The sequence below is a fragment of the Plantactinospora sp. CNZ320 genome (assembly GCF_002846275.1).
Genome location: NZ_PJMP01000001.1, coordinates 1,054,467 through 1,078,777, shown reverse-complemented (window position 1 = coordinate 1,078,777; position 24,311 = coordinate 1,054,467). Strand labels below are relative to the sequence as shown.

Below are 24,311 nucleotides of genomic sequence, written 5' to 3'. Positions count from 1 at the left end.
TCCCCCGTCGTGGCGGTGCTGGTCAGGGCGTCGGTGGCCGCTCGGCGGCGACCATGATCCGGCGCAGCAGGTCGGAGAGGGTACGCCGCTCGTCGGCGTTCAGCGCGCCGAGCAGCCGGTACTCCTCGTGGCCGAGGACGTCCATCGCGCCGAGCCAGGCGGCCCGGCCCTGCTCGGTCAGCTCGATGTCGACCCGACGACGGTCGGTGGCCGACGGTGTGCGCCGGACGAAGCCGCGGGCGACCAGGGCGTCGATTCGGGCGGTGACCGAGGGCGGCGCCAGGTTGAGGTCGTCGGCGAGTTGGGAGGGCACCGCCCGGCCGTGCCGGCCGGCGAGCGCGTGCAGGGTGTCGAACTCGGGCCGCTGGAGGTCGAAGTCGACAAGCGACTTCTCCCGGACCCGGCGCAGGTGCTGGGCCAACAGTTTCGCCCGGGTCACCGCGCCCTCCACGTCCGGGTCGAGGTCGGGCAGCACGGGCAGCCAGCGGGCGACGTGCCCGTCGGTCCAGTCCTTCTGGTCCTCCACGTCCTTCTGGTCCACGTCCCTCCGGTCCTCCACGCGCCGATCATACGTCGGAGCGGAATTATTCGTTGACGAAAGGTTCGGCTCCGAAATAATCTCCGATCGTGATCCACCCGCTCCGGCTCCGTGCATTCCGCCTGCTCTTCCTCGGCCGTACGCTCTCCGCGCTCGGTGACGCCGTCGTGCCGGCCGCGCTCGCCCTCGCCGTACTGCGGGTTACCGGCTCCAGTTCCGCGCTGGCCCTGGTGCTCGGCTGTGCGATGGTGCCGAAACTGCTGCTGTTGCCCCTCGGCGGGGTGCTCGCCGACCGGCTCGACGCCCGGATCGTGGCCATCGGCACCGATCTGGTCCGCTGCGTCGTCCAGGTCTTCATCGGCGTCGAACTGCTCGGCGACGACCCGACGCTGGTGTCGATCGCCGTCGCCTCGGCGGTCGGCGGGGTGGCGTCCGCCTTCGCGATGCCCACCACCTCACCGCTGGTCGCCGGAGTGGTCGACGCTGCCGGCCGGCAGCAGGCCAACGCCGCGCTCGGGGCCGCCCGCAGCGTCACCGGCCTGGCCGGACCGGCACTGGCCGGCGCGTTGATCTGGGCTGCCGGGCCAGGCTGGGCGTTCGTGCTCGACGGTGCCAGCTTCGCGGTGAGCGCCGCGCTGCTGGCCGTACTCCGGGTACGCCGTGTGCCGGTGCAACGCCAGACGCTCCTGGCCGACCTGCGGGAGGGCTGGTCCGAGGTGCGCTCCCGCGACTGGTACTGGAGCAGCCTGGTGGCGCACGCGGTCTGGAACGGCGTGGCGGCGGTACTCGTCACCCTCGGTCCGGCGATCGCGGTCGACCGGCTGGGCGGCGAGGGTGTCTGGGTACTCGTCCTCCAGGCGGGTGCCGTCGGTCTGCTGCTCGGCTCGCTGCTGGCTGGACGGGCCCGGCTGCGCCGGCCGATCCTGGTGGCGAACCTGGGGCTGGCCACGTACGCGCTGCCGCTGATCCTGTTCGCGGTGGCCGCTCCATCGTGGACCGTGATCGTCTCGTACGGCGTCGCGCTGGCCGCCCTCGGCTTCCTCAACCCGGTCTGGCAGACCGTCGTCCAGGCGGAGATCCCGCCACACGTGCTCGCCCGGGTCACCTCGTACGACTGGCTGCTCTCGCTCGCCGCGATGCCCCTCGGGTACGCCCTCGCGCCGATCGCCGCCGACGCCTGGTCCCCGTCCGTTCCGCTGGTGCTCTCCGCCGTCGCGGTCACGGTGGCCTGCCTGGGCACCGCCGCGTTCCCCGGGGTGCGCCGTCTCGCGACCACCCGCCCGGAACCCGAGCCGCTCGCCGCCAATGAGCGGAAATCCGCTGGACGCGACGGCCAGAATGACAGAGTGGACAAGATCATTACCCGTGGCTGGACGGTCCGGGCCGAGCCGGTCGACAGCCCGGTGGCGAGCGCCCTGCTGCGCGACTACTACACCGAGATCGTCGGCCGCTATCACAGGCGGCCGGCCACCGACGCCGAGGTCGACCAGGTGCTGGCGGAGGAGAAGAGCGAGGACCTGACCCTGCCCACCGGGTTGTTCCTGGTCGGCTGGTACGACGACGAGCCGGCCGGCTGTGCCGGCGTACGGCTGGACGCCCTGCCGTACGCCGAGGTGACCCGGGTCTTCGTCCGGCCGGAAGCGCGACGGCGCGGGGGCGGGGTGCGGCTGCTCGCCGCCGTCGAGGAGGCCGCGGCGGCGCACGGGGCGACGACGATGCGGCTGGACACCCGGCACGACCTGGTGGAGGCCCGGGCGCTGTACGCCGGGCACGGCTACCGGGAGGTGCCCGCCTACTCGACGGGGCCGTACGCCGAGCACTGGTTCGAGAAGCAGCTCGGATGACCGTCGCGACGGCGGAGGTTGCGACGGTGGGGTTGACGGCCGGGGTGGTGGCGCGGTAATAAAGAAAAGAAGTTGAGTCACACCGACTCAACTTAACTTCGACCCGAACCCCAACCTTCGGCCCAGGAGAACCGAGGAGGATCGACGATGTTGATGCGTACCGACCCGTTCCGCGAGATCGACCGGATCGCCGAGCACTTCTTCGGCACCAACAGCCGACCGGCGGTCATGCACCTGGACGCCTACCGCGACGGCGACTACTTCTACGCGGCCTTCGACCTGCCGGGCGTCGACCCGGACAGCATCGAGTGCACGGTGGAGCGCAACGTGCTCACCGTCCGGGCCGAACGGCGCCGGCCGACCGGCGACAACGTCGAGCTCGTCGCCGCCGAGCGCCCGATGGGTGTCTTCACCCGCCAGCTCTTCCTCGGCGACACGCTCGACACCGAGAAGCTGGAGGCGGGCTACGAGGCCGGGGTGCTCACGCTGCGCATCCCGGTGGCCGAGCGGGCCAAGCCGCGCCGGGTCGAGGTCACCGTCACCGGTGGCGGCGCCCGCCAGATCAACTCCTGATCGTCCGACAGGTCCGGGCGATCCGCGAGACGCGCCGGACCGTGACCCCTCGACGCGCGCCAGTCCGCTCGACACCGGACGGGCGCGCGTCGAGGCGCGCGGGGCAGTGGCCGACGGGTGGGAAGTTCCGAGATCTCCGGGCGAGTCTGGCGCCGTCCCGGGTGAATGGTCTGAAAAACTTCCTCGCGTGTCCCGATCCACCCTGGTTCGCCGGACGGCGATCCGACAGGTGTCGACATCCACCCCGGACGACTTCACCGAGGCCTGGCTGCGTAACCGCCGGCTCTCCGAGCACACCCGGGCCGCGTACCGGCGCGACATCACCGGCTGGCTCGGCTGGTGCGCCGGCCGGCAACTCGACCCGCTCGACGCGACCTTCCTGGACGTCAACGCCTACGCCCGGGAGCTTGAGTCCAGCGTCGACCCGCGCAGCCGCCGCCCGCTGACCGCCGCCACGGTGGCCAGGAAACTCTCCGCGCTCTCCAGTTGGTACACGTTTCTCGGCAAGCTCGGCGCGGTGCCGGCCAACCCGGTCTCCGGCGCCGACCGGCCCCGGGTCGACCGCGACCACTCCGCCACCGTGGGGCTGAGTGCCGACGAGGTGGACGCGCTGCTGGCCGCCGCCGAGGCCGCCGCCGGCCCCACCGCGCTGCGCAACCGGGTGGTGCTGGCCCTCCTCGCCGACCTGGGGCTGCGGGTCGGCGAACTCGTCTCGCTCGACCTGTCGGACCTGGGCCAGGAACGCGGCCACCGCAGCGTGCGGTTCGTCGGCAAGGGCGGCCGGGCCCGCCGCCGGGCGTTGACCCCGGCCTCGGCGTACGCGGTGGACGCCTACCTGACCGCCCGCGCGGTCGTAGCCGGGCGGCCGGTGGAACAGCTCACCGGCGCACTGCTGGTGACCGCCACCGGCAACCGGCTCGACCGGCACGCCGTCTTCCGGCTGGTCCGGCGGTTGGCCCGGGCGGCCGGCATCCCGGCCTGGGAACGCCTCTCCCCGCACTCGCTGCGGCACGCCTTCGCCACCTCGGCCCGCGCCGAGGGGGTGCCGCTGGAGGACGTGCAGGACGCAATGGGACACGCCGATCCGCGTACCACCCGCCGGTACGACCGCGACCGGCACAACCTGGACCGGGACCCGGCGTACACGATCTGGGCGGCCCGCAACCGTCGGCAGGGCTGATCCGGCGACCGGCGAGCCTGCCGGGTGCCGGATCAGCAGAGCAGGTCCAGTTCCTGGTGCGCCTGTGCCGCGATGTCCGCGCCGCGCAGCCAGCGCCGTGCCCAGAGCCGGGCGGCCACCTCCGCCGTCTCGTCGCCGCCGGCCGCCTGCTCCACCAGCAGGGCGGTGGCCAGCGCGTACGCCATCCGCAGCGCCAACCCGCGCGCCCCGGCCAGCACCGCGACCGCCTCCGGGGTCACCTCGGCGAGCGAGTTGCGCAGTTCGGCGGTCGTGTCGGCGAGCGCGTCGGCAAGCGCCGGGTGCAGCCGCCGGGCGGTGTCGGTGGCGGCGTCGAGCCGGGCCAGCAGCGGGGTGGCGGCGTCCTCCCGGAGGACGGCCCGGAGCACGTCCAGCGCCAGCACGTTCGTGGTGCCCTCCCAGATCGGCAGCACCTGGGCGTCCCGCAGCAGCCGGGGTATCCCGGTGTCCTCGACGTATCCGGCGCCGCCGAAGCACTCGACGTACTCGCTGGCCGAGGAGACCGCCAGCCGTCCGGTGGCGAGTTTGGCCAGCGGCGCCACGATCCGCAGTTCGGCGGCGGCAGCCGGATCCGAGCCGACCTCGACCCGGCCGAGCAGCGCGAACGCGTGCCCGGCCAGCACGAACGCGCCGGCCGCGTCCACCGCCAGGACGCCGAGGGTGGCCCGGTGCAGAGGTGAGGTGATCAACCGTCCGCCGGCCACCTGGCGGGCGTCGGCGTAGGCGCGGGCGTACGCCAGGCCCCGGCGCATGCCGGCAGCGGCAGCCGCCGAATTGTGCAGCCGGGTCACCACCACCAGGGTCATCGCCCGGCTCAGACCCGGCCCGGACGGGTCACCCAACGGCCACGCGTACGCGTCGTGCAGCCCGATCTCGGCGGTCGGCAGGGCCCGGGTGCCGAGCTTCTCCTTGAGCCGGTGCACGGTGATCCCGGGCGCCGGGGCGGTCCCGTCGACGGCCGGACCGGCCAGCGGCGAGTCGGCGGCGTAGCGCGGCACCAGGAACGGCACCAGCACCCGGCTGCCCGCTCCGGCGCCCTCCGGCCGGGCCAGCGCCACCGCCAGCTCCGCGTCGGCGGCCGAGCAGAACCACTTCTCGCCGGTGAGCCGCCAGGAGCCGTCGAGAGCGGGGCGACCGCTGGTGGTCGAGCCGGCCAGGTCGGAGCCGCCCTGCGACTCGGTCATCCACTGCCCGCTGTTGACCACCCGGGCCGGATCGGTGGCGGTGAGCCGGGGCAGCCAGGTGTCGCGCAACGCCGGATCGACCTCGGGGCGGGCGAGCAGCGCGGCGGTACCGTCGCTCATCGCCACCGGGCAGGAGAAGGTGGCCGACTCCGGGCCGTAGAGGTGCAGCAAGGCGTGCTGGACGACCCGGGCCGCCGCTCCCCAGGTGCTCCGGGCCTCCGGCTGGTACGGCAGCGCCACCACGGCGTGCCGGGCCGCCGCCGCCCGCTGGGCCTGCCAGCCGGCGGAGGTCTCGATCCGGTCGATCCGGGCGCCCCACGGGCCGTAGCGGACCAGGGTCGGCGGGTGTGCCTCGGCGTCGGCGTGCGCGGCCCGCAGCGGCCCGGTGACGTCGGTGGCGAGCGCGGCGAGCCGGTCCGCCGCCGCGGCGTGCCCGTCCGGGCCGAGCTGGCGATCCAGCCAGGAGCGCAGCAGCCGGTCGCTGAAGTACGGGTCGGCGGGCACCGGGACCACCTGGACGTAGCGCTGCATCTTCTTCGTCCTCGGGGGCGAGGGCCGGCCGGTGGACCGGCGAAGCTGGCGGGGGGGGGGTGGTCCCGACCGTAGTCCACCCGGGCGGCCGGTGGCATCGACCGACGGCGATCATGGCCGGTCGGCGGCGGACCCGGCGGGTTTGGCACCTGCCGGACCCGACCGCATCTACCGTCGGTGGCATGGCCTACGAGCTGCCCGGCGGACGCGGGGCACGGCGACCGCGCCGGCTGCGTGGCGTGCTCGCGGTGGTGGCGGCCGGCCTCTTCGTCTGCTGTGTGGGCGCGGCCGGCCTCGGTGCCTGGAACTACCAGCACGTCCGGCAGTCCTCCGGCGCGGCCCGGGACGCGGCGGAGGCGTTCCTACAGGACGTGACCAGCGGCGACGCGGGCGGTGCCTACGACCGGCTCTGCGTCGACACCCGGGAGCGGTGGAGCCGGGAGGAGTTCGAACGGCAGCTCGCGGTACCACCGACGATCACCAGGTACGCCGTCGACGACGTCACCGTCGCCAGCGACCAGGGGCAGCTCCGGGCGACCGCGACGGCGGAGCTGACCCGCCGCTCGGGTGTGGTGGACCGGCGGGAGATGCCGATGGTCAGGGAGGACGACCAGTGGCGGGTCTGCGGCGACCCGTTCTGACCCCGACCGCGCGGGCCGCACTCCGGGCGTCAGCGGTGGCGGGCCAGGTCGCCGGAGCGGAAGTGTCGCCGGCAGAGCACCTGGTAGCGCACCTCGGCCGCCTCGACGGTGTCCCCGATGACCACCTGCTCGCCCTGCCGGACCACCACACCGTCGACCACCCGGGCGTTGAGCTGCCCCGGACGCCCGCACCAGCAGAGCACCTCGACCTGGATCCGGGACACCTCGTCGGCGAGTTCGAACAGCCGCTGCGCCGCCGGGAACAGGCAGGACCGGAAGTCGCTGGCCAGACCGAAGGCGAAGACGTCCACGTCGTAGCAGTCGACCAGCTCGGCCATCTGCTCCACGTGCCGCACGGTGTAGAAACACGCCTCGTCGCAGATCAGGTAGTCGAGCCGGTCACCCTCGGCCCACCGGCTCCGGACCAGCTCACACAGGTCGAGGTCGTCGGTGACCTCGATGGCCTCGTGTGCCAGGCCGATCCGGGTGGTGATCTGCGGGCCGAGGGACCGGTCGATCCTGGTCAGCACCAGCCCGTGCCGGCCCTGCCGGGCGTGGTTGTAGTTCATCTGCAGGGCCATCGTCGACTTGCCACAGTCCATCGGTCCCCAGAAGAACTTCAGGGCGGCGCCCTGCCGCAGCCGGCCGTCGCCGGCAGCGGAACATGCCTGGGCGAGCGCCGATTCGTCACCGGAGCGGGTACGGCTGGTGCGGCTGTCGTCGGTCACGCCCCGGGAGCCTAGGCCACCAGGCGTTCCGGTTCGACCCGCCGTGTCGTTGACCACTTCGGGCTGTCTGGTCGGTCAGCGCCCGCCTGCGGCTGCGGCTCAGTCCGGCCCGGAATCGCCATCCCGCCGCCCGGTGATCCGATCCCGCTGGTCGGAGCCGATCGCCGGCAGGAGATGCCGCTCGACGAGTTCGCGCAGCTCGGCGGCGAGGACCGGATCGCCCTGCACCAGGTCCCGGAACCGGCGCTGCCAGCCGTGCGCGAGTACGCGCTCCAGGTCGTGGTCACCTGCCTGGCGGGCGGCGAGCACCTCGGCGCGGATCTCGGTCAGGTCGGTGGCGATGTCGTCCGCCTCCGCCGGCCGGACACTGCGCCAGAACGCCACCGCCTCGGCCCGGGCAGCCGGCCAACCGGCACCGGCCATCGCGCCGACCAGCGCCGTACCGGCGGCCACCTCGATCGACTCCATCCCGCACCTCCTGCCTGCCCACGCGCCGCCCCGGGCCCACCCTAGGACAGATCGTGCGGCGAGGTGGCCGGGTGCCCGGTGCCGACCGGGCAGCCGGAGTGGTGGGGCGGTCCGGCCCGGCCAGCGGCGAGCCTCGACAGGCCCATGTCCCGGATCACACCGGGCAGATGTCACGTGCGGGCGGGCAGCCCACATCTGGTGGTCGTCACATCGGGTGAGGGGAGAACGGAACGATGACCACACAGCGGAAATCCGGCCCGGCGGCCGGCCACCGGGTGCTGATCCTGGGTGCGGGCTACGCGGGCATGTCTGCGGCCATCCAGCTCGGCGCCCGGACCAGGCGACGCGCGGACGTACAGGTGACCCTGGTGAACGCGCAGGAGTCGTTCACCGAGCGGCTGCGGCTGCCGATGGCGGCGACCGGGCAGCGGCTCGCCGAGCTGAACATCCCGCGCATGTTGGAGGGCACGGGCGTGCGGTTCGTCCGGGGCTGGGTGACGGCGGTCGACGCGGACGCCCGGACCGTACGGGTCGACGACGAACGGGTACTGCACTACGACACCCTGGTGTACGGGCTGGGCGCCGTCGCCGACACCGCCACGGTGCCCGGTGTCGCGGAGTACGCGCACACCCTGGACAGCGCCCAGGACGCCGAAACGCTCGCCGAACGGCTGGCGCTGCTCGGCACCGGTACGGTGGTGGTCGGCGGCAGCGGACCGACCGGAGTCGAAACCGCCGCGGAGATCGCCGAGCGGCACCCGGAGCTGGCCGTAGTGCTGCTGGGCCGGAGCGCACCAGGCGCGGCCATGAACCCGAAGGCCGCCGCATACCTGCGGTCCGCGCTCGGGCGCCTCGGCGTGGCGGTGCGCAGCGGGGTGGAGGTGGCCAGGGTGCTGCCCGGAGCGGTGGAGCTGGTCGGCGGCGGGACCGTCGCGGCCGACGTGCTGGTCTGGGCCGGCGGGACCCGGGTGCCCCCGCTGGCGGCCACTGCCGGGCTGACGGTCGACGAACGCGGTCGGATCGTCACCGACGCCACACTGCGCTCGGTGTCGCACCCGCAGGTGTACGCGGTGGGCGACGCGGCCGCGATCCGGCAGCGCTACGGCGTGCTGCACGGTACCTGCCAGGGTGGCATGCCGACCGGTGTGCACGCCGCGGTGGCGATCCTCCGTACGCTGCGGGGCAGCCGGCCCAGGCCGTTCCGCTTCGGCTACTACCACACCCCGGTGAGCCTCGGCCGCAACGACGCGGTGGTGCAGTTCACCCACCCCGACGACAGCCCTCGGCGGATCCACCTGACCGGTCGGATGGCGGTCCGGTACAAGGAGACCGTCACCGCCGCGCCCTGGCCCACCTGGCTGCGGATGAAGAAGATGCCCGCCTCGGGCGCGCTCTGGCCGAAGGGCGGTCGCTTCACCAGGAACCGGGGGACGCGATGACCGAGCCGCATCCGCCGGACCACCGACGACGGCCACCGGAGGACCCGGGCCAGCAGGTCTTCACCGACCACCGCAACCTGCTCTTCTCGGTCGCCTACCGGGTTCTGGGCAGCGCCGTCGACGCGGAGGACACGGTCCAGGACGCCTGGCTCAGATGGTCCGCCGCCGACCGGTCGCAGGTGGCCGATCCGTTGGCGTACCTGACCCGGATCGTGTCGAACCTGGCGCTGGAACGGCTGCGCTCCAGCCGGTACCGACGGGAGATCTACCCGGGGCCGTGGCTTCCGGAGCCGATCCTCACCGGCGGGGATGCCGCCGAGACGGTCGCCGACGCCGAGACGGTGTCGATGGCGATGCTCGTGGTGCTGGAGACGCTGAGTCCGCTCGAACGGGCGGTCTTCGTACTCCGGGAGGTCTTCGACTTCAGTCACGCCGAGATCGCGGAGGCGGTGCAGCGCTCCGAGGTCGCGGTACGGCAGGCCGCGCACCGGGCTCGCGAGCACGTGCGGGCCCGCCGGCCGCGCTTCACCGCGGACCGGGCGCGGCAGCGCGAGGTCACCGAGCGGTTCTTTGCCGCCGCGACCGGCGGTGACATCAACACCCTGATGGAACTGCTCTCCCCGGACGTCGCGCTCTGGACCGACGGCGGCGGCAGGGTCCGGCAGGCCATGCGCCCGGTCGTCGGCGTACGGCCGGTGGCCGCCTGGTTCGCCGCGATCGGCACCGTCAGCTACCAGGGCGTCGCGCCCGCCGACATGCGCGCCGAACTCGTGGAGATCAACGGCGGTCCGGGCATCGTGTTCGGCGCCGCGGACCGGGTGATCGCCACCGTCACGTTCGACTTCGACACCGGTGGTCGGATCACCGCGATCCACAACGTGGCCAACCCGGACAAGCTCCGGGCCGTGTCCGGCGGCACCAGGCACGACATCGGGACCCGGTGAGCCGGCGGGGGGATGCCCGTCAGAGGCGTGCCGGGGGCGTGTTGCCGGCGGCGACGATCGCCCGCCGGATCGGTACCGCCGCCAGCAACACGAACCCGATCACGAAGAACGCCAGCAGCGAGATGATCGCCACCCGGTAACTCTCGGTCATCCCGTACGCCAGCCCGAACAGCAGCGGGCCGAGCCAGCTCGTGCCCTTGTCGGAGATCTCGTAGAGCCCGAAGTACTCGGCCTCCCTGCCCTTCGGGATCAACTGGCTGAACAGCGAGCGGCTCAACGCCTGGCTGCCGCCGAGCACGATGCCGATCCCGCCGCCGAGCAGCACGAACGGCACCGCCTGGTTGGCCGGCAGCCGGAACGCGACCGCGAGCACCACGGTCCAGAGCACCAGGCTGATCAGGATCGTCTTCCAGGCGCCGATCCGTTTCGCCAGCGCGCCCATGCCGAGCGCGCCGAAGAAGGCGAGGAACTGCACCATCAGGATGGTCGGCACCAGTACGTCGTCGGAGAGCTTGAGCTCCTCGGTGCCGTACACCGCCGACAGCGAGATCACCGTCTGGATGCCGTCGTTGTAGACCAGGTAGGCGACCAGGAAGAACAACGTCAACGGGTACGCCTTCAGGCTGCGCAGCGTGTGCCAGAGCTGGCGGAACCCGTCGAGGAGTACCGGTCCCTGGGCCGGGCCGGCGACCGGTGGCCGGTTACGCAGCCGGATCAGCGGGATCGTGGTGAACGCCGCCCACCAGATGCCCGCCGACACCATGCTGTACCGGGCCACCTCGCCGGTGTCCATCCCGAGCGAGTCCTTGAACAGCACCCCCGCCACGTTTATCGCCAGCAGCAGCCCGCCGCCGATGTAGCCGATCGCCCAGCCGATGCTGGAGACGCTGTCCCGCTCCTCCGGCCCGGCTATCTGCGGCAGGAACGAGTAGTAGACGACGATGCTCGCCCCGTAGGAGATGTTGGCGATCAGGAACAGCCCGGCGCCGAGCAGGTAGCGGTCGCCGGTCAGGAAGAGCAGCCCGATGGTGGCCGCCGAGCCGATGTAGGCGAAGAGCGCCAGCATCTCCTTCTTGCGCGGCGACCGGTCGGCGACGGCGCCGACCAGCGGCAGTACGAAGACGGTCAGGAAGACCGACAGCGACACCATGTACGGGAAGAGCGAGCCGGGCGCGATGTCGATGCCGAGCAGGCTGATCCGCTCGCCCCGACACGGGTCGTCGGAGGCGCAACCGGCGGCCGACTTCGCGATCGAGGTCAGGTACGGGCCGAGGAAGACGGTGATCACCGTCGTGTTGAACGCCGAGTTCGCCCAGTCGTAGAAGTACCAGCCGACCCGCTCGTGCCGGGTGCTGGGTGGCGCCTCCGGCGCCGTCGCGGGGATGGTCTCGGCCATGTCGGTCCTTCGGTAGCGGGTTCTGGCGGCGGATCGGGGTCGGTGGCCCTGGTCCGACCGACCTACCGATCGGACGGCCAGTGGCCACGGCTCAGGTACGCCTCGCGCAGCACGTCGACGTGATCGGTCATGATGCCATCCACACCGAGGTCGAGTAACTCGTTCATCTCGGTGATGTCGTCGATGGTCCAGACGTGCACCTGGAGGCCGAGTCGGTGCACATAGTCGACGAACCGCCGATCGACCACCTTGATCCCGCGGTAGCGGATCGGCACCTGGGCGGCCACCACCGTCGGTGGCAACACCAGTCGCCGGTTGGCCAGCGAGGCGAGCCGTAACCGGGCGACCCCGCGCAGCCCGAGCGAGGTGGCGATCTTCGGCCCGGCCAGGATCCGCAGCCGGGCCAGCCGGGTGTCGCTGAACGAGGCGAGCAGCACCCGGTCGCCGGCCCCGGCCGCCTCGACGGCACGCACGGTCGGCGCCACCGCGCCGTCGGCCTTCACGTCGACGTTGAACCGGATCTGCGGCCAGGCCCCCAGCACGTCGTCGAGCCGGGGTACCGCCGCCGCCCCGCCGACCCGGATCGTCCGCAGGTCCGCCCAGCGCAGCTCGCCGATCCGGCCGGGCTGCCCGGTCATCCGGTCCAGTGTCGCGTCGTGGAAGACCACCGGCACGCCGTCGGCACTGGCGTGCACGTCGGTCTCGACGTACCGGTAGCCGAGGTCGACCGCCCGGGCGAACGCCTCGGTGGTGTTCTCGTCGCCGCGCGCGGCACCGCCCCGGTGCGCGAACGCCAACGGTGTCGGCGCGTCGAGATAGGCGAAGTCCCGGATCACCGTGCGAGTATGCCCGGCCTGGGTGACCGGCCGGTGACCGGCACCTTTCCCCGGTCGACCGGAACTCCTTCCGCGACCTGCCGGCGATCGGGGCGGGGTTCAGTAGGGTGCTCGCCATGCGGCTGCTCGCCATCGACTTCGGCACCTCGAACACCGTCGCCGCAGTGCGGGGCGCCGACGGGCGCGCCCGGCCGCTGCTCTTCGACGGCACCCCGCTGCTGCCGTCGGCGGTCTGCCTCGACCCGTTCGGCACGCCGATCACCGGCCGGGACGCGATCCGGGCGGCCCGGCTCGACCCGGCCCGGTTCGAGCCGGCGCCGAAACGCCGGATCGACGACGGGACGGTGCTGCTCGGCGACCGGGAGGTACCGGTCACCGAGCTGGTCGGCGCGGTGCTGCGGCGGGTGTCGACCGAGGCGTACCGGCAACTCGGCGGGATCGACGAGGTCCGGCTCACCCACCCGGCCCGGTGGGGCGAGCGTCGTCGCGGCCTGCTGGTCGCCGCCGCCCGTGCCGCCGGGCTGCCACCGCCCCGGCTGGTCGCCGAGCCGGTCGCGGCGGCGGCGCACTATCCGGCGGTACTCGGCACGGCGGTGCCGACCGGCCGGGCCCTGGCCGTCTACGACCTGGGCGGCGGCACCTTCGACGCCGCGGTGGTCCGGCGCACCGCCGCCGGTTTCGACGTGCTCGCCGAGTCGGGTCTGACCGACCTGGGCGGGCTCGACTTCGACCAGGCGCTTGTCGAGCAGCTCGGCCGCGGTTACGCCGTCGGCCGGACCGAGCTGTGGCAGACCCTGCTGAACCCGGCCGACGCGGGCCAGCGCCGGGCCCGGGAACTCCTCTACGACGACGTACGGGCGGCCAAGGAACTGCTGTCCCGGGCCGCCAGCGCGCAACTGCACCTGCCGGCGCTGGAGTTGCGGGCACACCTGACCCGGGACGAGTTGGAGTCGCTGATCCGCCGACAGCTCCAGCAGACGGTCGACTGCCTGGCCCGGACGATCGCCGCCGCCCGGCTGGACCCGGCCGATCTCGTCGGGATCTTCCTGGTCGGCGGCTCCAGCCGGATCCCGCTGGCCGCCCGGCTGATCCACACCGAGCTGGGCGTCGCCCCGACCACCCTGGAGCAGCCGGAGACGGCGGTCGCCGAGGGAGCCCTCCGACTCGACGACCCACCCCGGACCGCGTCGCCGCTGCCGGCACTGGGTGGCAGGGTGCCGCCGCAGACCGCCGTGGTGGCACCCGGACCGACCCCGGCGCGGTCCGGGGGGCCGTCACCGCCGCTTTCGGCCCAGCCCGGTCGCGCGGCCAGTGTGCCGGCGGAGCGGCACGACCGGACAGTTGCCGAACAGGTCGCCCCGACCGGCCGGTTCTGGACCGGCACAGCCGGGCTGGTCTCGACCGGGACGCTGGCCCTGCTGGTGCTCGCCGCCCTCGTCGTGCTGATCGTGGTCGTCAACACCGACCCCACCTGACCGCACTCCGACAGCTGTAAGGAAGGGCCCCCTCATATACAGAAAACGATATGAGGGGGCCCTTCCTTACAGCTCAGGCCGGGGACTCGGTACGGTCGCCGGCCCACCGGGTGTGGAAGCTGCCCTCGGTGTCCACCCGCTGGTAGGTGTGCGCGCCGAAGTTGTCCCGCAGGCCCTGGATCAGCGCGGCCGGCAGCCGGTCGCGCCGCAGCCCGTCGTAGTAGGACAGCGAGGAGCCGAAGGCGGGGGCGGGCACCCCGGCCTGGGCCGCGTAGCTGACCACCCGCCGCCAACTCGCAACACTGTCGGCGACCCCCTGCACGAAGTACGGCGCCACCAGCAACGTCGGCAACTGCGGGTCGGCGTCGTACGCCTCCCGGATCCGGTTGAGGAAACGGGCCCGGATGATGCAGCCACCCCGCCAGATGGTGGCCAGCGCCGCCGGGTCGATGTCCCAGCCGTACTCCTCGCTGCCGGCCCGGATCTGGTCGAAGCCCTGCGCGTACGCGACGATCTTCGACGCGTACAGCGCCTTGCGGACGTCCTCCACGAACGCGTCCCGGTCCACCTCGTCGGTCGGCGCCTCGCCACCCGCGTCGGCGTACGCCCGGGCCGCCGCCGCCCGCTGGTCGGCGTGCCCGGAGAGCGACCGGGCGAACGTCGCCTCGGCGATCCCGGTGATCGGCACACCGAGGTCGAGCGCGCTCTGCACCGTCCACCGGCCGGTGCCCTTCTGCTCGGCCCGGTCCTGGACGATGTCGACGAACGCCCTGCCGGTGCGGGCGTCGACGTGTCCGAGCACGTCGGCGGTGATCTCGATCAGGAACGACTCCAGGTCGCCCTCGTTCCACCCGGCGAAGATCTTGCCGATCTCGGCCGGTGTCGCACCCAGCCGCTCCCGCAGCAGGTCGTACGCCTCGGCGATGAGCTGCATGTCGGCGTACTCGATGCCGTTGTGCACCATCTTCACGAAGTGCCCGGCGCCGTCCGGCCCGATGTGGGCGCAGCACGGGGTGCCGTCGACCTGGGCGGCGATCGACTCGAAGATCGGCCCGAGCTTCCGGTATGCCTCCGGCGAACCGCCGGGCATGATGCTCGGCCCGAGCAGCGCACCCTCCTCACCGCCGGAGACACCGGTGCCGACGAAGTGCAGCCCGTGCTCGCGCAGCGTCTCCTCGCGCCGCCGGGTGTCGGCGAAGTGGGCGTTGCCGCAGTCGATGACGATATCGTCGGGTTCGAGCAGCGGGATCAGCTCGTCGATGACGTCGTCGGTCGGGCGGCCCGCCTTCACCATCACGATCACGGCCCGGGGCCGCTCCAACGAGGCGACGAAGTCGGCAAGCGACTCGCTCGGCACGAACGTTCCCTCGTCGGCGTGCTCGGCGACCAGGCTCCGGGTCCGCTCCGGCGACCGGTTGTGCACCGCCACCCGGTGACCGTGCCGGGCCAGGTTGCGGGCCAGGTTGCGGCCCATCACCGCCAGCCCGGTGACCCCGATCTGGGCCGTGGCGCCGGTGCTGCCACTCGTCGTCTCCGCCATCCGCTGCTCACTTCCGTCTGGGCCGGAAAGGTTCGGCCGGTTGCCACGTCCGTGCCGGCGTCGGAGCAGCGCGCGGAATCCCGCAGCAGGGCGGAAGGCCCGGTGTTCCTCAGCGCTCCTCCGGCAACCAGAACCGGGCAAGCGTACTCGTCGCCGGGTCGTCGGAGGCGGCCAGCGCCGCCCACGGGTCGGCGTCGGGCGGCAGCTGTGCGCCCGCGTACCCGGCCAGTTCCTCCGGGGCGACGGGCGCGGTCTCCGGTCCGGACGGCGGCGCGTCGACCGACTGGCCGAGCAGGGCAGGATCGGCCCACGGGAAACCGTCGACCGGCTCCGGTGGGGTGCCGAGGTCCGGCAACTCCGTCGACTCCCACCAGGCCGGCCCGTCCTCGGCGTACGGGTCCAGGTCCGGGTCGGCGCCGACCGGCGGGTCCGCCGCGCCGAAACCGACCTCGGCGGGTACCTCCGGATGGTCGTCCGGCCCGAACCCCTCCTCCTCCGCCGGGTACGGGTCAGCCTCGGCGTACGGGTCGGTGGTCGGCTCCGTCGGCAGGTCGTCGTAGCCGAGCGGGGGCGGCGGGTCGTCGGGTGCCCCGGGAAGGTCCCCGGGATCGGGGTCGGCGGTGCCGAACCCCTCGACCGGAAAACCGTCGGGCTGGTCCGGGCTCAGATCGCCGTAGGCATCGCCCTCGGGGCCACCGAAGTCATCGCCCTCGGGGCCGCCGAACTCCGGCTCGTCGGCGGACCAGCCGCCCCAGTGGTCAGTCATGTTCCCGCCCTCGTGCGTCGGTGGCCGGGGCAGGGGAGAGCACCCGGGCCCGCACCAGCACCTCGTCGACCTGCTTGACCCGGGCCCGGACCGTCTCCCGCTGCGCCTGCGTCGTGGCCCGGCGCCGGGCCCGTACGGCGGTGTCCTCGGCAGCCGCCGCGTCGATCTCGGCGATCCGCTCGTCGAGCTGCCGCAGCCGCCGCTCGATCGCGTCGTCCAGGGCGAGAGTCATCGCGTACTGGAGGTCGGTGAAGCGGTGGGTGATCTCGTCCGACAGGACAGCCCGGGCGTCGGCGACCACCTCCCGCAGCCACATCCGGGCCTGCTGCCGGTCGGTGTGCACCCGGCGGCGGTACAGGATGAAGCCGCCGGCGGCGAGCCCCAGGCCGAGCCCGGCGAACGGGATCAGCAGGCTGCCGCCGACCAGCGCACCCGCGCCGAGCGCCGAGGCGCCGGCCATCGCGCCCCGGCTGGCCAGGAACGCCATCGACCCGGCCGACATCGCGATCATCATGTTGTCCGGGCCGCCGCCGGAGCGGCGCGGCTTGCTGGCCAGCGCGTGCCGCAGCGTCGCGTTGAGCCGCCCCAGCACGAACCGCAGCTCGTCGGGGTGGAACACCTCGGCCAGCACCCGCTCGCCGACCTGCCGGAACCGCACCTCCAGATCGTCCGACAGCCGCACCGACAGCGCGTGCAGCGCCTCGTCGACCTGCTGCGGCAGCCCTTTGAGCTCCTCGCCGCGGGCCTTGTCGATCCGGTTCAGGAACTCCTCCTGGAGGGCTCCGGCATAGCCACGCAGCAGCCCGGTCGCCTCGACCCGGGCCCGCTGCGTCTCGGTGCTCAACGCCAGCGACCACTGCCGCGACTCGGTACGCTTGCGCGCCGCCAGCGCCGCCCGGTCCTGCTTGATCCGCAGTAGGTCCGCCGGATCGGGGTCGGCGGCCCGCAGCCGCTCACCGAGTTCCAGGTCGTACCGGACCAGTTCGCTGCGTACCGTGCGCAGCAGGTTCGCCTGCCGCAGCAGGTGGCCCCGGCCGGCCACCCCGATCAGGGCGTGTTGCAGCTGCGCGATCCGGGACTCCCGGAGCAGTTCGCCGGCCGCCTCCGCCGGCATCGTCCGGGCCAGTTCGGCCAGCCGGGCCGAGACCGGAAACCACGGCGCGCCGCCGAACCGGGGGGCGTGGGCCTGCAACTGTGCCCGGTTGTCGGCCAGGATCGTCCGCCACCCCGGATACGCGTCGGTCTTGGTCAGCGCGAAGACCACCAGGTTGACCCGCTTGCTCGCCTCGATCAGGAAGTCGAGTTCCGGCTGCGCGAACGGGGCGGCGGCGTCGACCACGAAGAGCAGGGCGGTGGCCCGGGCTGCCGCGTCCAGGGCGATCTGCGCGTGCGCCGGTTCCAGCCCGCCGGTGCCCGGGGTGTCGACCAGGCTCAGGTACTGCAACAGCGGCGCCGGATGCGTCACCTCGATGTGCCGGGGCGGCCGCTGGTCGTCCGGCAGCCGCCCCAACGGGGTGGCCCAGTCCCGCAGGTCGGCCAGGGACAGCGGCAGCGGCTCGGGGCGGCCCGGCAGGAAGGCCCGGGCACCCGACTCGGCGCCCGGCACGAACTCCAGATAGCAGCAGGTGGCGACCGCGACGTCGACCGGCGACAGCCCCGGCACCCCAACCAACGCGTTGACCAGGGAACTCTTTCCACGTTTCGTCTCGCCGACCACCACGATCGAGGGGCGGGTCACCACCTGTCGGCGCAGCGTGTCGACCTCGGCGGCGGCGTCCGGGGCGACCTTGCGCAGGTACGCCAGCCCGCCGTCGACCGCCCCGGTCAACGCCGCGCCGAGCGCCGCCTCCGGATTCCCGCCACTTTTCGCGGCCGGCGCGGCGGCACCCGCCCCGGTGGCGGTACGGCCGGCGGTCACCGCGGGCTCCCCTCGGCGCGTACCCGCTGGGAGAGCAGGAAGAAGCCACGGTGCGCCACCTGCGCCACCCGGGACTGCGCCGGGCTCGCCCCGGCGACCGCGTACACCCGCCACCGGGTGGCGGCCTCCAGCGCGGCCCGGGCCAACTGCTCCGGAGCGGCGGCCGGCAGGCTCAGGATCCAGCGCGGGTCGGTGGAGAGCGCCAGCCGGGTCAGCTCCTGCTCCATCGGCTCCGGCAACTCCACCGAGCCGGAGCTGACCAGTTGGGCCACCTCCAGCAGCCGCAGCCGGTGGTACTCCGGCTGTTGCAGCACCTGCTCGATCGCGTCCCGCAGCAACTCCCGCTCCTCCGGTCGGGGAGCGTGGCTGGCCAGCTTCTCCAGCGTCGAGAGCCCCCAGCCGGCCTTGATCGCGTCGGTACGCCACCGGAACGCCTGGTCGAGGGTGTTACGCAGCCGGGGGAACCCGGACGCGGCGAGCAGCAACCGCACCAGGTCGCCGCTGGACAACTGCGGCTCGGCGGTGAACTGGGCGATGGCGAAGCCGATGCCGTACAGGTCGAGCAGCCGCAGCAGCCGCTCCCGCTGCTCCGCCGGCACCGGACAGTCCCGGGAGGTGAACAGGTCGACCGAGGCGAGCAGCACCGCCCGTTCCCCGGCCGGCAGCCGGGCGATCGTTCGCAGCGCCTCGCAGTCGGCGGCGGTGAGCCGGCCGGCCTCGGTCGTCTCGGCCAGCAGCCCGACGATCGGCACCACCTCGGAGACCACCCGGCGCAGCACCCCGGTCTGGTCGGCGGCGAGCGGACCGGCCACCGGCCACGGGTCGGCCGCCCCGCCGACCAGCTTGTCCACCTTGTTGAACAGGCCGAGCGAGTTGATCGGGTTGCTGGCCAGTCGCGCCGAGACCGACCGGAACGCCTCCAGCGCCGCCAGGTCGTCGTCCCGGACCGACTGGGTGAAGACGTAGACAATCGCCTCGGCACCGGCGATCGCACCGGCCGAGTCGTCGTCGATGTTGTCGTCGAACGGGGCGGTCGCGGCCTCGAACAGGAACCGGCGGGCACCGGCGCTGACCGAGGTGTTCGTCGAGGCGAGGCCGGGGGTGTCCAGCACGGTCAGGTCCCGCAGGTGGTAGCTGGTCAGCGTGACGTCGACGTAGGAGATCTCGGCACGTGGCACACCGAGCCGCTGCGGGATCATGCCGGCGTCGTCGAGCGGCAGGCTGAGCCGGCTGCCGTCCCGGCGTACCACGTCGACCCGGTCGGCGGTGCCGTAGCGGAACTGGGTGACGATCCGGGTGCACTCACCGACCTCGGTCGGCGCCACCCGCCGACCGATCAGCGCGTTGACAAGCGTCGACTTGCCGGCCTTGAGCCGGCCGGCGATCGCCACCCGCAGCGGTTCGTCGAGCCGGCGGCGTACCCCCGACACCTGGGCTCCGGTGGCGGCGCCGAGTCGCGGACCTACCTCGTCACAGAGGTCGGCGACCCGGGCGCTGAGCGGACCTGCTCCCATCACTCGTCAGCCGGCGGTGCGGTCGGCGACAATGGCAGCAACCCGGTGGTGGAGCACGCTCATCTCGTCTGCTGTCCTTCCGACACGACGGCGGGGGCGGGCTGCCCCTGCCGGACACCACACTACGAATATCCTGCCGGCGCAGGATCCCATGTTCGTGCCACCGTCATGGCGGCACGGCGTCGACCCGGGCGGGGGAGGACCAGTGCGGCACGCGTCGGTCGGTGATCTGCCCGACCAGTCCCGCCCCATCGACCTGCCCGGCGACGGGCCGGCCGGTGAGCCGGCACCGGACGTGGTCGCGGTCGGCTCCCACCTGCTCACCACCCCCGGCCTGGTGGTGCTGCACAGTGGACCCGGCGGCGGGCGCAGCACCGCACTGCACCGGCTCGGCGCCGCCTTCCGGGGGCCCGTCTTCGCCGGTGGCGGCCTGGCCAGCCTGCCCGGCGAACCGGCGTTCGCGCTGGCCCGCGCCGTCCGGGTCCGACTGCCCGCGCACGATCCGGCGCTGCTCGCCGAGGCGGTCCGGTCCCGGGTACGTGGCGGCCTGCTGCTCCTCGACGACCTCCAGTGGGCCGATCCGGCCACCCTCGCCGCCCTGGTACCGCTGGCCACGCACTGCCGGGTCGCGGTCGCGCTGCGTACCCCGCACCGGCTGCCGCCGCCCGCGGTGGCGGCGTTGCGGGCCGTCGCGACCGGCTGGCTCGCCGTGCCGCCACTGACCGTGGAGTCGGCGACCGCACTCGCCCGGCGGATCGCCCCCGCGCTCGGCCCGGCGACCGTCGCCGCCATCGTCCGGCAGGCCGGCGGCACACCACTCGCGGTGGTGACCCTGGCCCGCCAGGCGGCGGCACGGCGGCAGCCCGGAACAGACGACTCCGACGCCCCGGCACAGCGGCGACCGGAGCCGGTGCCGGCGGACCACGACGCCGACCAGGTCGGCTACGCGGTCGCGGCGGCGCTGGCCGACCTGACCCGACCGGCCCGCACCACGATGGCCGCCCTCGGGCTGCTCGGCCGGCCGGCTCCGGCAGGGCTGCTCGGTGCCGGGGTCGACGAACTGCACGCCGCCGGCCTGGTCACCGTCGATCAGGACACGGTCGCCCCGGTGTCGCCGTACGTCGCCGAGGTCGCCGCCGGGCTGCTCGACGAGTCCGGTCGGCAGGCGCTGCACCGGCGCCTCGCCGACCTGGTACCGCCGGTCGAGGCGGTACGGCACCTGGTGGCGGCCGGTGACGGTGTGGCGGCGTACCGGCAGGCGCTGGCCACCGCCGCCACCGTCGACACCGCGGGTACCCGGGCCGAACTGCTGCTGCTGGCCTGCACGCTGCCCGGCGTCGAGCCGGAGCCGGCGGTACGGGTCGACGCCGCCCGATCCGCGCTGGCCTGTGGCCGGCCCCGGGCGGCGGCCCGGGTGCTGACCACCGGCACACCGCTCGGGGTCGACCCGGACCTGTTGCGGGCGGAGGCGCTGGTCCAGCTCGGCGACCTGGCCGGTGCCCGGTCGGCGGCGACCCGGGTGCCGGACTCGGCCACGCCGGAGCAACTCGCCGCCCGGGACCGGATCGTGCTGCTGGCCCAGCTCGGCACCGACCCGGCCGAGGCGACCCGCTCGGCGGCCCGGATCACCGCCCGGCACGGCCCGGAACCGGCGTACCCGGGCCTGCGGGCGGCGCTGGCGGCGGTACGCGCCGCGAACCGTGCCCCGGGTTGGGAGTCCGCGCTCGCCTCGGCCGCCGTCGCGGCGGGTGCGGCCGGTGATCTGCTCTCCGCCCGGTGGAGCGCCTGGCTGCTGGTCGAGACCCTCATCGCCGACGGCCGGCTCGCCGAGGCCGGACAGGCCGCCGAGGCGGCCGAGCACGCCTGCGCGGCCGATCTCGCCTACAGCTGGCAGACCCGTTTCCTGGCCGCCCGGCTCTGGTGCGCGGCGCTACGCGGCGGCCCGCCCGCCCTCGGCTCCGGCGCGGCTGCCGGCCCGGCGGGTGCCTTCGGTCCCGGGCCGGTACTCGACGCCGACGAGGCGCTGCGCCGGGCCGGTGACCTGACCGACCGGACCCTGCCCGCCCCGGCCCGGGGCTATGCGGTGGCCGCCGCCAGCCTGGTCGAGGCCGACGGTGGGCTGCTCGGCCCGGCCCGGTCCCGGCTGGCCGCCACCACCGGCGGCTCTGCCGGCGCCGACGCGCTGCTCGACTGGGTCAGCCGGGAGGCTGCCTGGCTCGATGGTCAGCCCGACCGGGCCGGCGGATCATCCGCCGGCGGCCCGCCACTGATCGACGGGCTGCGGCAGATCACCGCACGCTGGGCGGCGTACGACGGCGCGGAGGCCGGTTCCACTCCCGGTCCTGACGGCGCGGTGACGGCGGTGCCGCCCGGGCCGGTGCCGGTGTGGCAGACACTGGCCGCCTGGGACACCCCGGGCGGTGACCCGGCCGGGTTCACCCGGGCCGCGCACGACTGGCGGGATCTGGCGGTCCGCGAGGAGGTGCGCTGCCTGCTCGCCGCAGGCCTGCACGAGCCGGACCCGTCCCGGAGCGTCCCGGTGCTGCTGACCGCCGAGGAACGTGCCGAACGGGCCGGGCTGGTCGTGCTGCTCGGCCGGATCCGCCGGGCGCTGCGCCGGCACGCCGTACGCCGCGACGTCCGGGGCTCTCGCGCCGACGGTGACCTCACCGACCGGGAGCGGGAGGTGCTCCGGCTGGTGGCGGCCGGTGAACCGACCCGACGCATCGCCGGGCAACTGGGTATATCCGCAGAGACGGTGGAGACCCACGTCCGGTCCGGGATGCGCAAGCTGGGCGCCCGCACCCGTACCGAAGCCGCAGCGCTCGCCATGGAGGCGCTGTGACTGGTGCTGGAGGTGCGCGATGACCGACCCGCCGCGCTACGTCGTACCGTCGGCGACCGACGCGACCACTGTGCTGCGCCGGCTGGCCCGGGACGGCTGGTCGACCCGGGAGGGGTTCGCGGTCGCCGAGCCCGGCTGGGACCTGGCCGCCGCCCGGCTGGTGCTGTTCGGCCGGGTACCGGACGCCGAGACGGTCCGGCTGGCGGTGCTCGCCGCCGCCCGTGGCGCCGGAGTGGTGGCCATCGTCGACCCGGCCGGCGAGGTCGGGCGGGCGCTCGTCGACGACCTGAGCAGGCTCGGCCCAGTGCACCGCAATCCGGACGAGGCGCCGGAGTCCGACACCGAGTCGGTGCTGAGTCGGCTGATTCCGGAGCAGCGGGCGCTGCTGGAGCGGCTGGCCGACGGCGAGACGATCGCCGCGGCTGCGGCGGCGGAGTTCCTGTCGCTGCGTACCGCCAACCGGCGGATCGCGCAGGCCCGCGAGGCGCTCGGGGTGCGTACCACCCGGGAGGCCGTTCTCGCCTACCTGCGGCAGCGCCGGTCCGGCTGACCACCACCGGACTGCGATCCGTGGTTCGGCTCGCGCGCTGAGCGCCGCGCCGGTCGGCTGCAAAGCTGCCGGCGAAGAGGCGGTTCGTCTCGGCGGTCGGCAGGGATGGCGCGGTGGCTACCCGGGCGACCGGTCCTGGTCGAGCAGCCGCGCCACGGCGTCCGACGCTCACCGATGTGGATGCGTTGACCCCCCTGTTGCACGGCAGCGACGCGGTCCTGTCCGGAGTGGGCCCGCGCGGCCGCAACGACGGACCCGTCGCCTCCACCACCACGCACGCGATCCTGAGTGCGATGCAACCGAGGGTGTCCGTCGACTCGTCGCGGTCAGCGCCGCTCCGGTCGGCCCCGCACCCGACGGGGACAGCTTCCTCAACCGCCGCATCGTCCTGCCGGCCATCAGCGCCCTGCTCCGGGATCTCTACGCGGACCTGCGAGCCATGGAGGATGCGATGGCGAAAAGCCCGGCGGACTGGACGGTGGTGCGGCCGCCGAAGCTCGTCAACAAGCCCCTGACCGGCCGATACCGCACCGCTGTCGGCCACAGCGTCGCCCGCGGCTACACGATCTCGCGGGCCGACGTGGCCCACGCCATGCTCGCCGCCACCGACGACTCCGCGTCGATCCACCGTGCGATCGGGGTCGCGTACTGACCGGCCGCACCTTCCCATCGATACCGAAGGACGAACGATGCCGTACCCGCTGCCCCAGCTCGCCGAGCCGGAACCGTACGGATTCCTCTACCTGGGCTTCCCGGCCGAGCCGGCGCAACGAGCACCCGTCTACCCCCGCACTCCCCGTCGGCAACGGGCAGCGGCGCGGCTCGTGCAGGCCGTCCCGGCCCTCGTGAGCCGCCCGGAGATCGCGTCCGTTCGCGTCTTCCGGGCGGTGTTCATCCCGCCGCTGCCGGGCACCCTGCGGTACGACCTCGTCATGCTCATCCGTACGCAGCGGGTGGACCAACTGCCGGCCGTGCGTACGTGCGACGAGGTCTCGGCCCTCGACGGCGAGCAGATCCTCGCCGGGATCAACGTGGCCCGGATCGGCGACACCGAGGCACGCGCCGACGGCACCTTCCTGTTCAACCACTTCACCGCCCCGCCGGACACCGATGCCGAAGCCGTCTGGCGCTCCGTCACCGGTTGGTACACAAGCAAGACCGGCATCGACAACTCGACAGCGCTGCGCCCCACCGGACCCTCGCCGTTAGCCCTCGTCAACTACGCGCGGCTGCCCGCCGGGCCGATTCGTTTCCTGTCCGGGCAACTCAGGCGGCCGAGCTTCCACCGCTTCGTGCGCGCCACCCTCGCCAGCAACGGGATGCGCGCCCTGCCCGCCTTCCACCGGCTCGTCCACCCGTCGGGTTGATGACGCGGCGCCGGGA

Annotated in this window: 21 protein-coding genes; 11 read left to right on the top strand and 10 right to left on the bottom strand. The window is 73.8% G+C overall.

Annotation, left to right across the window (positions count from 1 at the left end):
* Positions 1–22: 22 nt before the first annotated feature.
* A complete protein-coding gene (locus tag CLT71_RS04595; protein WP_199187507.1) occupies positions 23–559 on the bottom strand; it encodes a MarR family transcriptional regulator in 537 nt (178 codons plus the stop codon).
* A 68-nt stretch (positions 560–627) separates the two neighbouring features.
* Between CLT71_RS04595 and CLT71_RS37795 the strand changes: the two genes are divergently transcribed.
* The 3 genes from CLT71_RS37795 (at position 628) to CLT71_RS04580 (ending at position 4,135) form a co-directional block, all read left to right on the top strand.
* On the top strand, positions 628–2,382 hold the full coding sequence (locus CLT71_RS37795; protein ID WP_101366005.1) for an MFS transporter: 1,755 nt from the start codon (positions 628–630) through the stop codon (positions 2,380–2,382).
* Positions 2,383–2,529: 147 nt separating this feature from the next.
* On the top strand, positions 2,530–2,955 hold the full coding sequence (locus CLT71_RS04585) for an Hsp20/alpha crystallin family protein (protein ID WP_101366004.1): 426 nt from the start codon (positions 2,530–2,532) through the stop codon (positions 2,953–2,955).
* Between the two features lie 202 nt (positions 2,956–3,157).
* Positions 3,158–4,135: a tyrosine-type recombinase/integrase gene (locus CLT71_RS04580; RefSeq protein ID WP_101371136.1), complete on the top strand. Its 978-nt coding sequence runs from the start codon at positions 3,158–3,160 to the stop codon at positions 4,133–4,135.
* A 32-nt stretch (positions 4,136–4,167) separates the two neighbouring features.
* Here the strand turns inward: CLT71_RS04580 and CLT71_RS04575 are convergent, their stop codons facing one another.
* Positions 4,168–5,868, bottom strand: a complete 1,701-nt coding sequence (locus tag CLT71_RS04575; RefSeq protein WP_101366003.1) for an acyl-CoA dehydrogenase family protein — start codon at positions 5,866–5,868, stop codon at positions 4,168–4,170.
* 182 nt (positions 5,869–6,050) lie between these two features.
* Here CLT71_RS04575 and CLT71_RS04570 point away from each other — a divergent pair, with 182 nt between their 5' ends.
* Positions 6,051–6,509: an Rv0361 family membrane protein gene (locus CLT71_RS04570; protein ID WP_143743368.1), complete on the top strand. Its 459-nt coding sequence runs from the start codon at positions 6,051–6,053 to the stop codon at positions 6,507–6,509.
* 29 nt (positions 6,510–6,538) lie between these two features.
* Here the strand turns inward: CLT71_RS04570 and CLT71_RS04565 are convergent, their stop codons facing one another.
* Positions 6,539–7,237 carry a thymidine kinase gene (locus CLT71_RS04565; protein ID WP_486483051.1) on the bottom strand — a complete coding sequence of 233 codons (699 nt, stop codon included), beginning with the start codon at positions 7,235–7,237 and terminating at the stop codon, positions 6,539–6,541.
* Between the two features lie 99 nt (positions 7,238–7,336).
* Positions 7,337–7,705, bottom strand: coding sequence for a hypothetical protein (locus CLT71_RS04560; RefSeq protein WP_101366002.1), 369 nt, complete (start codon positions 7,703–7,705; stop codon positions 7,337–7,339).
* A gap of 233 nt (positions 7,706–7,938) precedes the next feature.
* Here CLT71_RS04560 and CLT71_RS04555 point away from each other — a divergent pair, with 233 nt between their 5' ends.
* Entirely contained in the window at positions 7,939–9,144 is a 1,206-nt protein-coding gene (locus tag CLT71_RS04555; RefSeq protein WP_101366001.1) for an FAD-dependent oxidoreductase, read from the top strand.
* Entirely contained in the window at positions 9,141–10,088 is a 948-nt protein-coding gene (locus CLT71_RS04550) for an RNA polymerase sigma-70 factor (RefSeq protein WP_101366000.1), read from the top strand. The genes CLT71_RS04555 and CLT71_RS04550 overlap by 4 nt, the downstream gene beginning before the upstream one ends.
* A 19-nt stretch (positions 10,089–10,107) precedes the next feature.
* Here CLT71_RS04550 and CLT71_RS04545 read toward each other — a convergent pair whose 3' ends face one another.
* Together CLT71_RS04545 and CLT71_RS04540 are read right to left on the bottom strand one after the other, a co-directional pair.
* On the bottom strand, positions 10,108–11,484 hold the full coding sequence (locus CLT71_RS04545; protein WP_101365999.1) for an MFS transporter: 1,377 nt from the start codon (positions 11,482–11,484) through the stop codon (positions 10,108–10,110).
* A 62-nt stretch (positions 11,485–11,546) separates the two neighbouring features.
* Complete coding sequence (locus tag CLT71_RS04540; protein ID WP_101365998.1) at positions 11,547–12,320, bottom strand: glycerophosphodiester phosphodiesterase family protein; 774 nt, start codon at positions 12,318–12,320, stop codon at positions 11,547–11,549.
* A gap of 116 nt (positions 12,321–12,436) precedes the next feature.
* Between CLT71_RS04540 and CLT71_RS04535 the strand changes: the two genes are divergently transcribed.
* Positions 12,437–13,795, top strand: a complete 1,359-nt coding sequence (locus tag CLT71_RS04535; RefSeq protein ID WP_143743367.1) for a hsp70 family protein — start codon at positions 12,437–12,439, stop codon at positions 13,793–13,795.
* A gap of 73 nt (positions 13,796–13,868) precedes the next feature.
* On the opposite strand, the gene gndA is transcribed toward CLT71_RS04535, so the two are convergent.
* The 4 genes from gndA to CLT71_RS04515 all read right to left on the bottom strand — a co-directional run bounded on the left by gndA (position 13,869) and on the right by CLT71_RS04515 (position 19,533).
* A complete protein-coding gene (gene gndA / locus CLT71_RS04530; RefSeq protein ID WP_101365996.1) occupies positions 13,869–15,335 on the bottom strand; it encodes an NADP-dependent phosphogluconate dehydrogenase in 1,467 nt (488 codons plus the stop codon).
* A 109-nt stretch (positions 15,336–15,444) separates the two neighbouring features.
* Entirely contained in the window at positions 15,445–16,101 is a 657-nt protein-coding gene (locus CLT71_RS04525; protein WP_101365995.1) for a hypothetical protein, read from the bottom strand.
* On the bottom strand, positions 16,094–18,019 hold the full coding sequence (locus CLT71_RS04520; RefSeq protein ID WP_486483050.1) for a P-loop NTPase family protein: 1,926 nt from the start codon (positions 18,017–18,019) through the stop codon (positions 16,094–16,096). The genes CLT71_RS04525 and CLT71_RS04520 overlap by 8 nt, the downstream gene beginning before the upstream one ends.
* Positions 18,016–19,533, bottom strand: coding sequence for a dynamin family protein (locus tag CLT71_RS04515; protein ID WP_101365994.1), 1,518 nt, complete (start codon positions 19,531–19,533; stop codon positions 18,016–18,018). Before CLT71_RS04515 ends, CLT71_RS04520 begins: the two co-directional genes overlap by 4 nt.
* Positions 19,534–19,738: 205 nt before the next feature.
* Between CLT71_RS04515 and CLT71_RS04510 the strand changes: the two genes are divergently transcribed.
* Genes CLT71_RS04510 through CLT71_RS04495 form a run of 4 tightly spaced genes read left to right on the top strand, consistent with a single transcriptional unit; the run spans position 19,739 to position 24,295 of the window.
* Positions 19,739–22,378, top strand: coding sequence for a LuxR C-terminal-related transcriptional regulator (locus CLT71_RS04510; RefSeq protein ID WP_486483049.1), 2,640 nt, complete (start codon positions 19,739–19,741; stop codon positions 22,376–22,378).
* Positions 22,379–22,397: 19 nt separating this feature from the next.
* Complete coding sequence (locus CLT71_RS04505; RefSeq protein ID WP_101365992.1) at positions 22,398–22,928, top strand: LuxR family transcriptional regulator; 531 nt, start codon at positions 22,398–22,400, stop codon at positions 22,926–22,928.
* A gap of 16 nt (positions 22,929–22,944) precedes the next feature.
* On the top strand, positions 22,945–23,580 hold the full coding sequence (locus CLT71_RS04500) for an SDR family oxidoreductase (RefSeq protein WP_143743366.1): 636 nt from the start codon (positions 22,945–22,947) through the stop codon (positions 23,578–23,580).
* A gap of 37 nt (positions 23,581–23,617) precedes the next feature.
* Positions 23,618–24,295, top strand: coding sequence for a hypothetical protein (locus CLT71_RS04495; RefSeq protein WP_101365991.1), 678 nt, complete (start codon positions 23,618–23,620; stop codon positions 24,293–24,295).
* The last annotated feature ends 16 nt before the right edge of the window (positions 24,296–24,311 follow it).

What these genes read in the sequence shown, in the direction of transcription:
- CLT71_RS04585 (WP_101366004.1), top strand. Translation starts at nt 2,530, where the DNA reads ATGTTGATGCGTACCGACCCGTTCCGCGAGATCGACCGGATCGCCGAG.
- CLT71_RS04575 (WP_101366003.1), bottom strand. Translation starts at nt 5,868, where the DNA reads ATGCAGCGCTACGTCCAGGTGGTCCCGGTGCCCGCCGACCCGTACTTC.
- CLT71_RS04570 (WP_143743368.1), top strand. Translation starts at nt 6,051, where the DNA reads ATGGCCTACGAGCTGCCCGGCGGACGCGGGGCACGGCGACCGCGCCGG.
- CLT71_RS04560 (WP_101366002.1), bottom strand. Translation starts at nt 7,705, where the DNA reads ATGGAGTCGATCGAGGTGGCCGCCGGTACGGCGCTGGTCGGCGCGATG.
- CLT71_RS04555 (WP_101366001.1), top strand. Translation starts at nt 7,939, where the DNA reads ATGACCACACAGCGGAAATCCGGCCCGGCGGCCGGCCACCGGGTGCTG.
- CLT71_RS04550 (WP_101366000.1), top strand. Translation starts at nt 9,141, where the DNA reads ATGACCGAGCCGCATCCGCCGGACCACCGACGACGGCCACCGGAGGAC.
- CLT71_RS04545 (WP_101365999.1), bottom strand. Translation starts at nt 11,484, where the DNA reads ATGGCCGAGACCATCCCCGCGACGGCGCCGGAGGCGCCACCCAGCACC.
- CLT71_RS04535 (WP_143743367.1), top strand. Translation starts at nt 12,437, where the DNA reads ATGCGGCTGCTCGCCATCGACTTCGGCACCTCGAACACCGTCGCCGCA.
- gndA (WP_101365996.1), bottom strand. Translation starts at nt 15,335, where the DNA reads ATGGCGGAGACGACGAGTGGCAGCACCGGCGCCACGGCCCAGATCGGG.
- CLT71_RS04525 (WP_101365995.1), bottom strand. Translation starts at nt 16,101, where the DNA reads ATGACTGACCACTGGGGCGGCTGGTCCGCCGACGAGCCGGAGTTCGGC.
- CLT71_RS04515 (WP_101365994.1), bottom strand. Translation starts at nt 19,533, where the DNA reads ATGGGAGCAGGTCCGCTCAGCGCCCGGGTCGCCGACCTCTGTGACGAG.
- CLT71_RS04505 (WP_101365992.1), top strand. Translation starts at nt 22,398, where the DNA reads ATGACCGACCCGCCGCGCTACGTCGTACCGTCGGCGACCGACGCGACC.
- CLT71_RS04495 (WP_101365991.1), top strand. Translation starts at nt 23,618, where the DNA reads ATGCCGTACCCGCTGCCCCAGCTCGCCGAGCCGGAACCGTACGGATTC.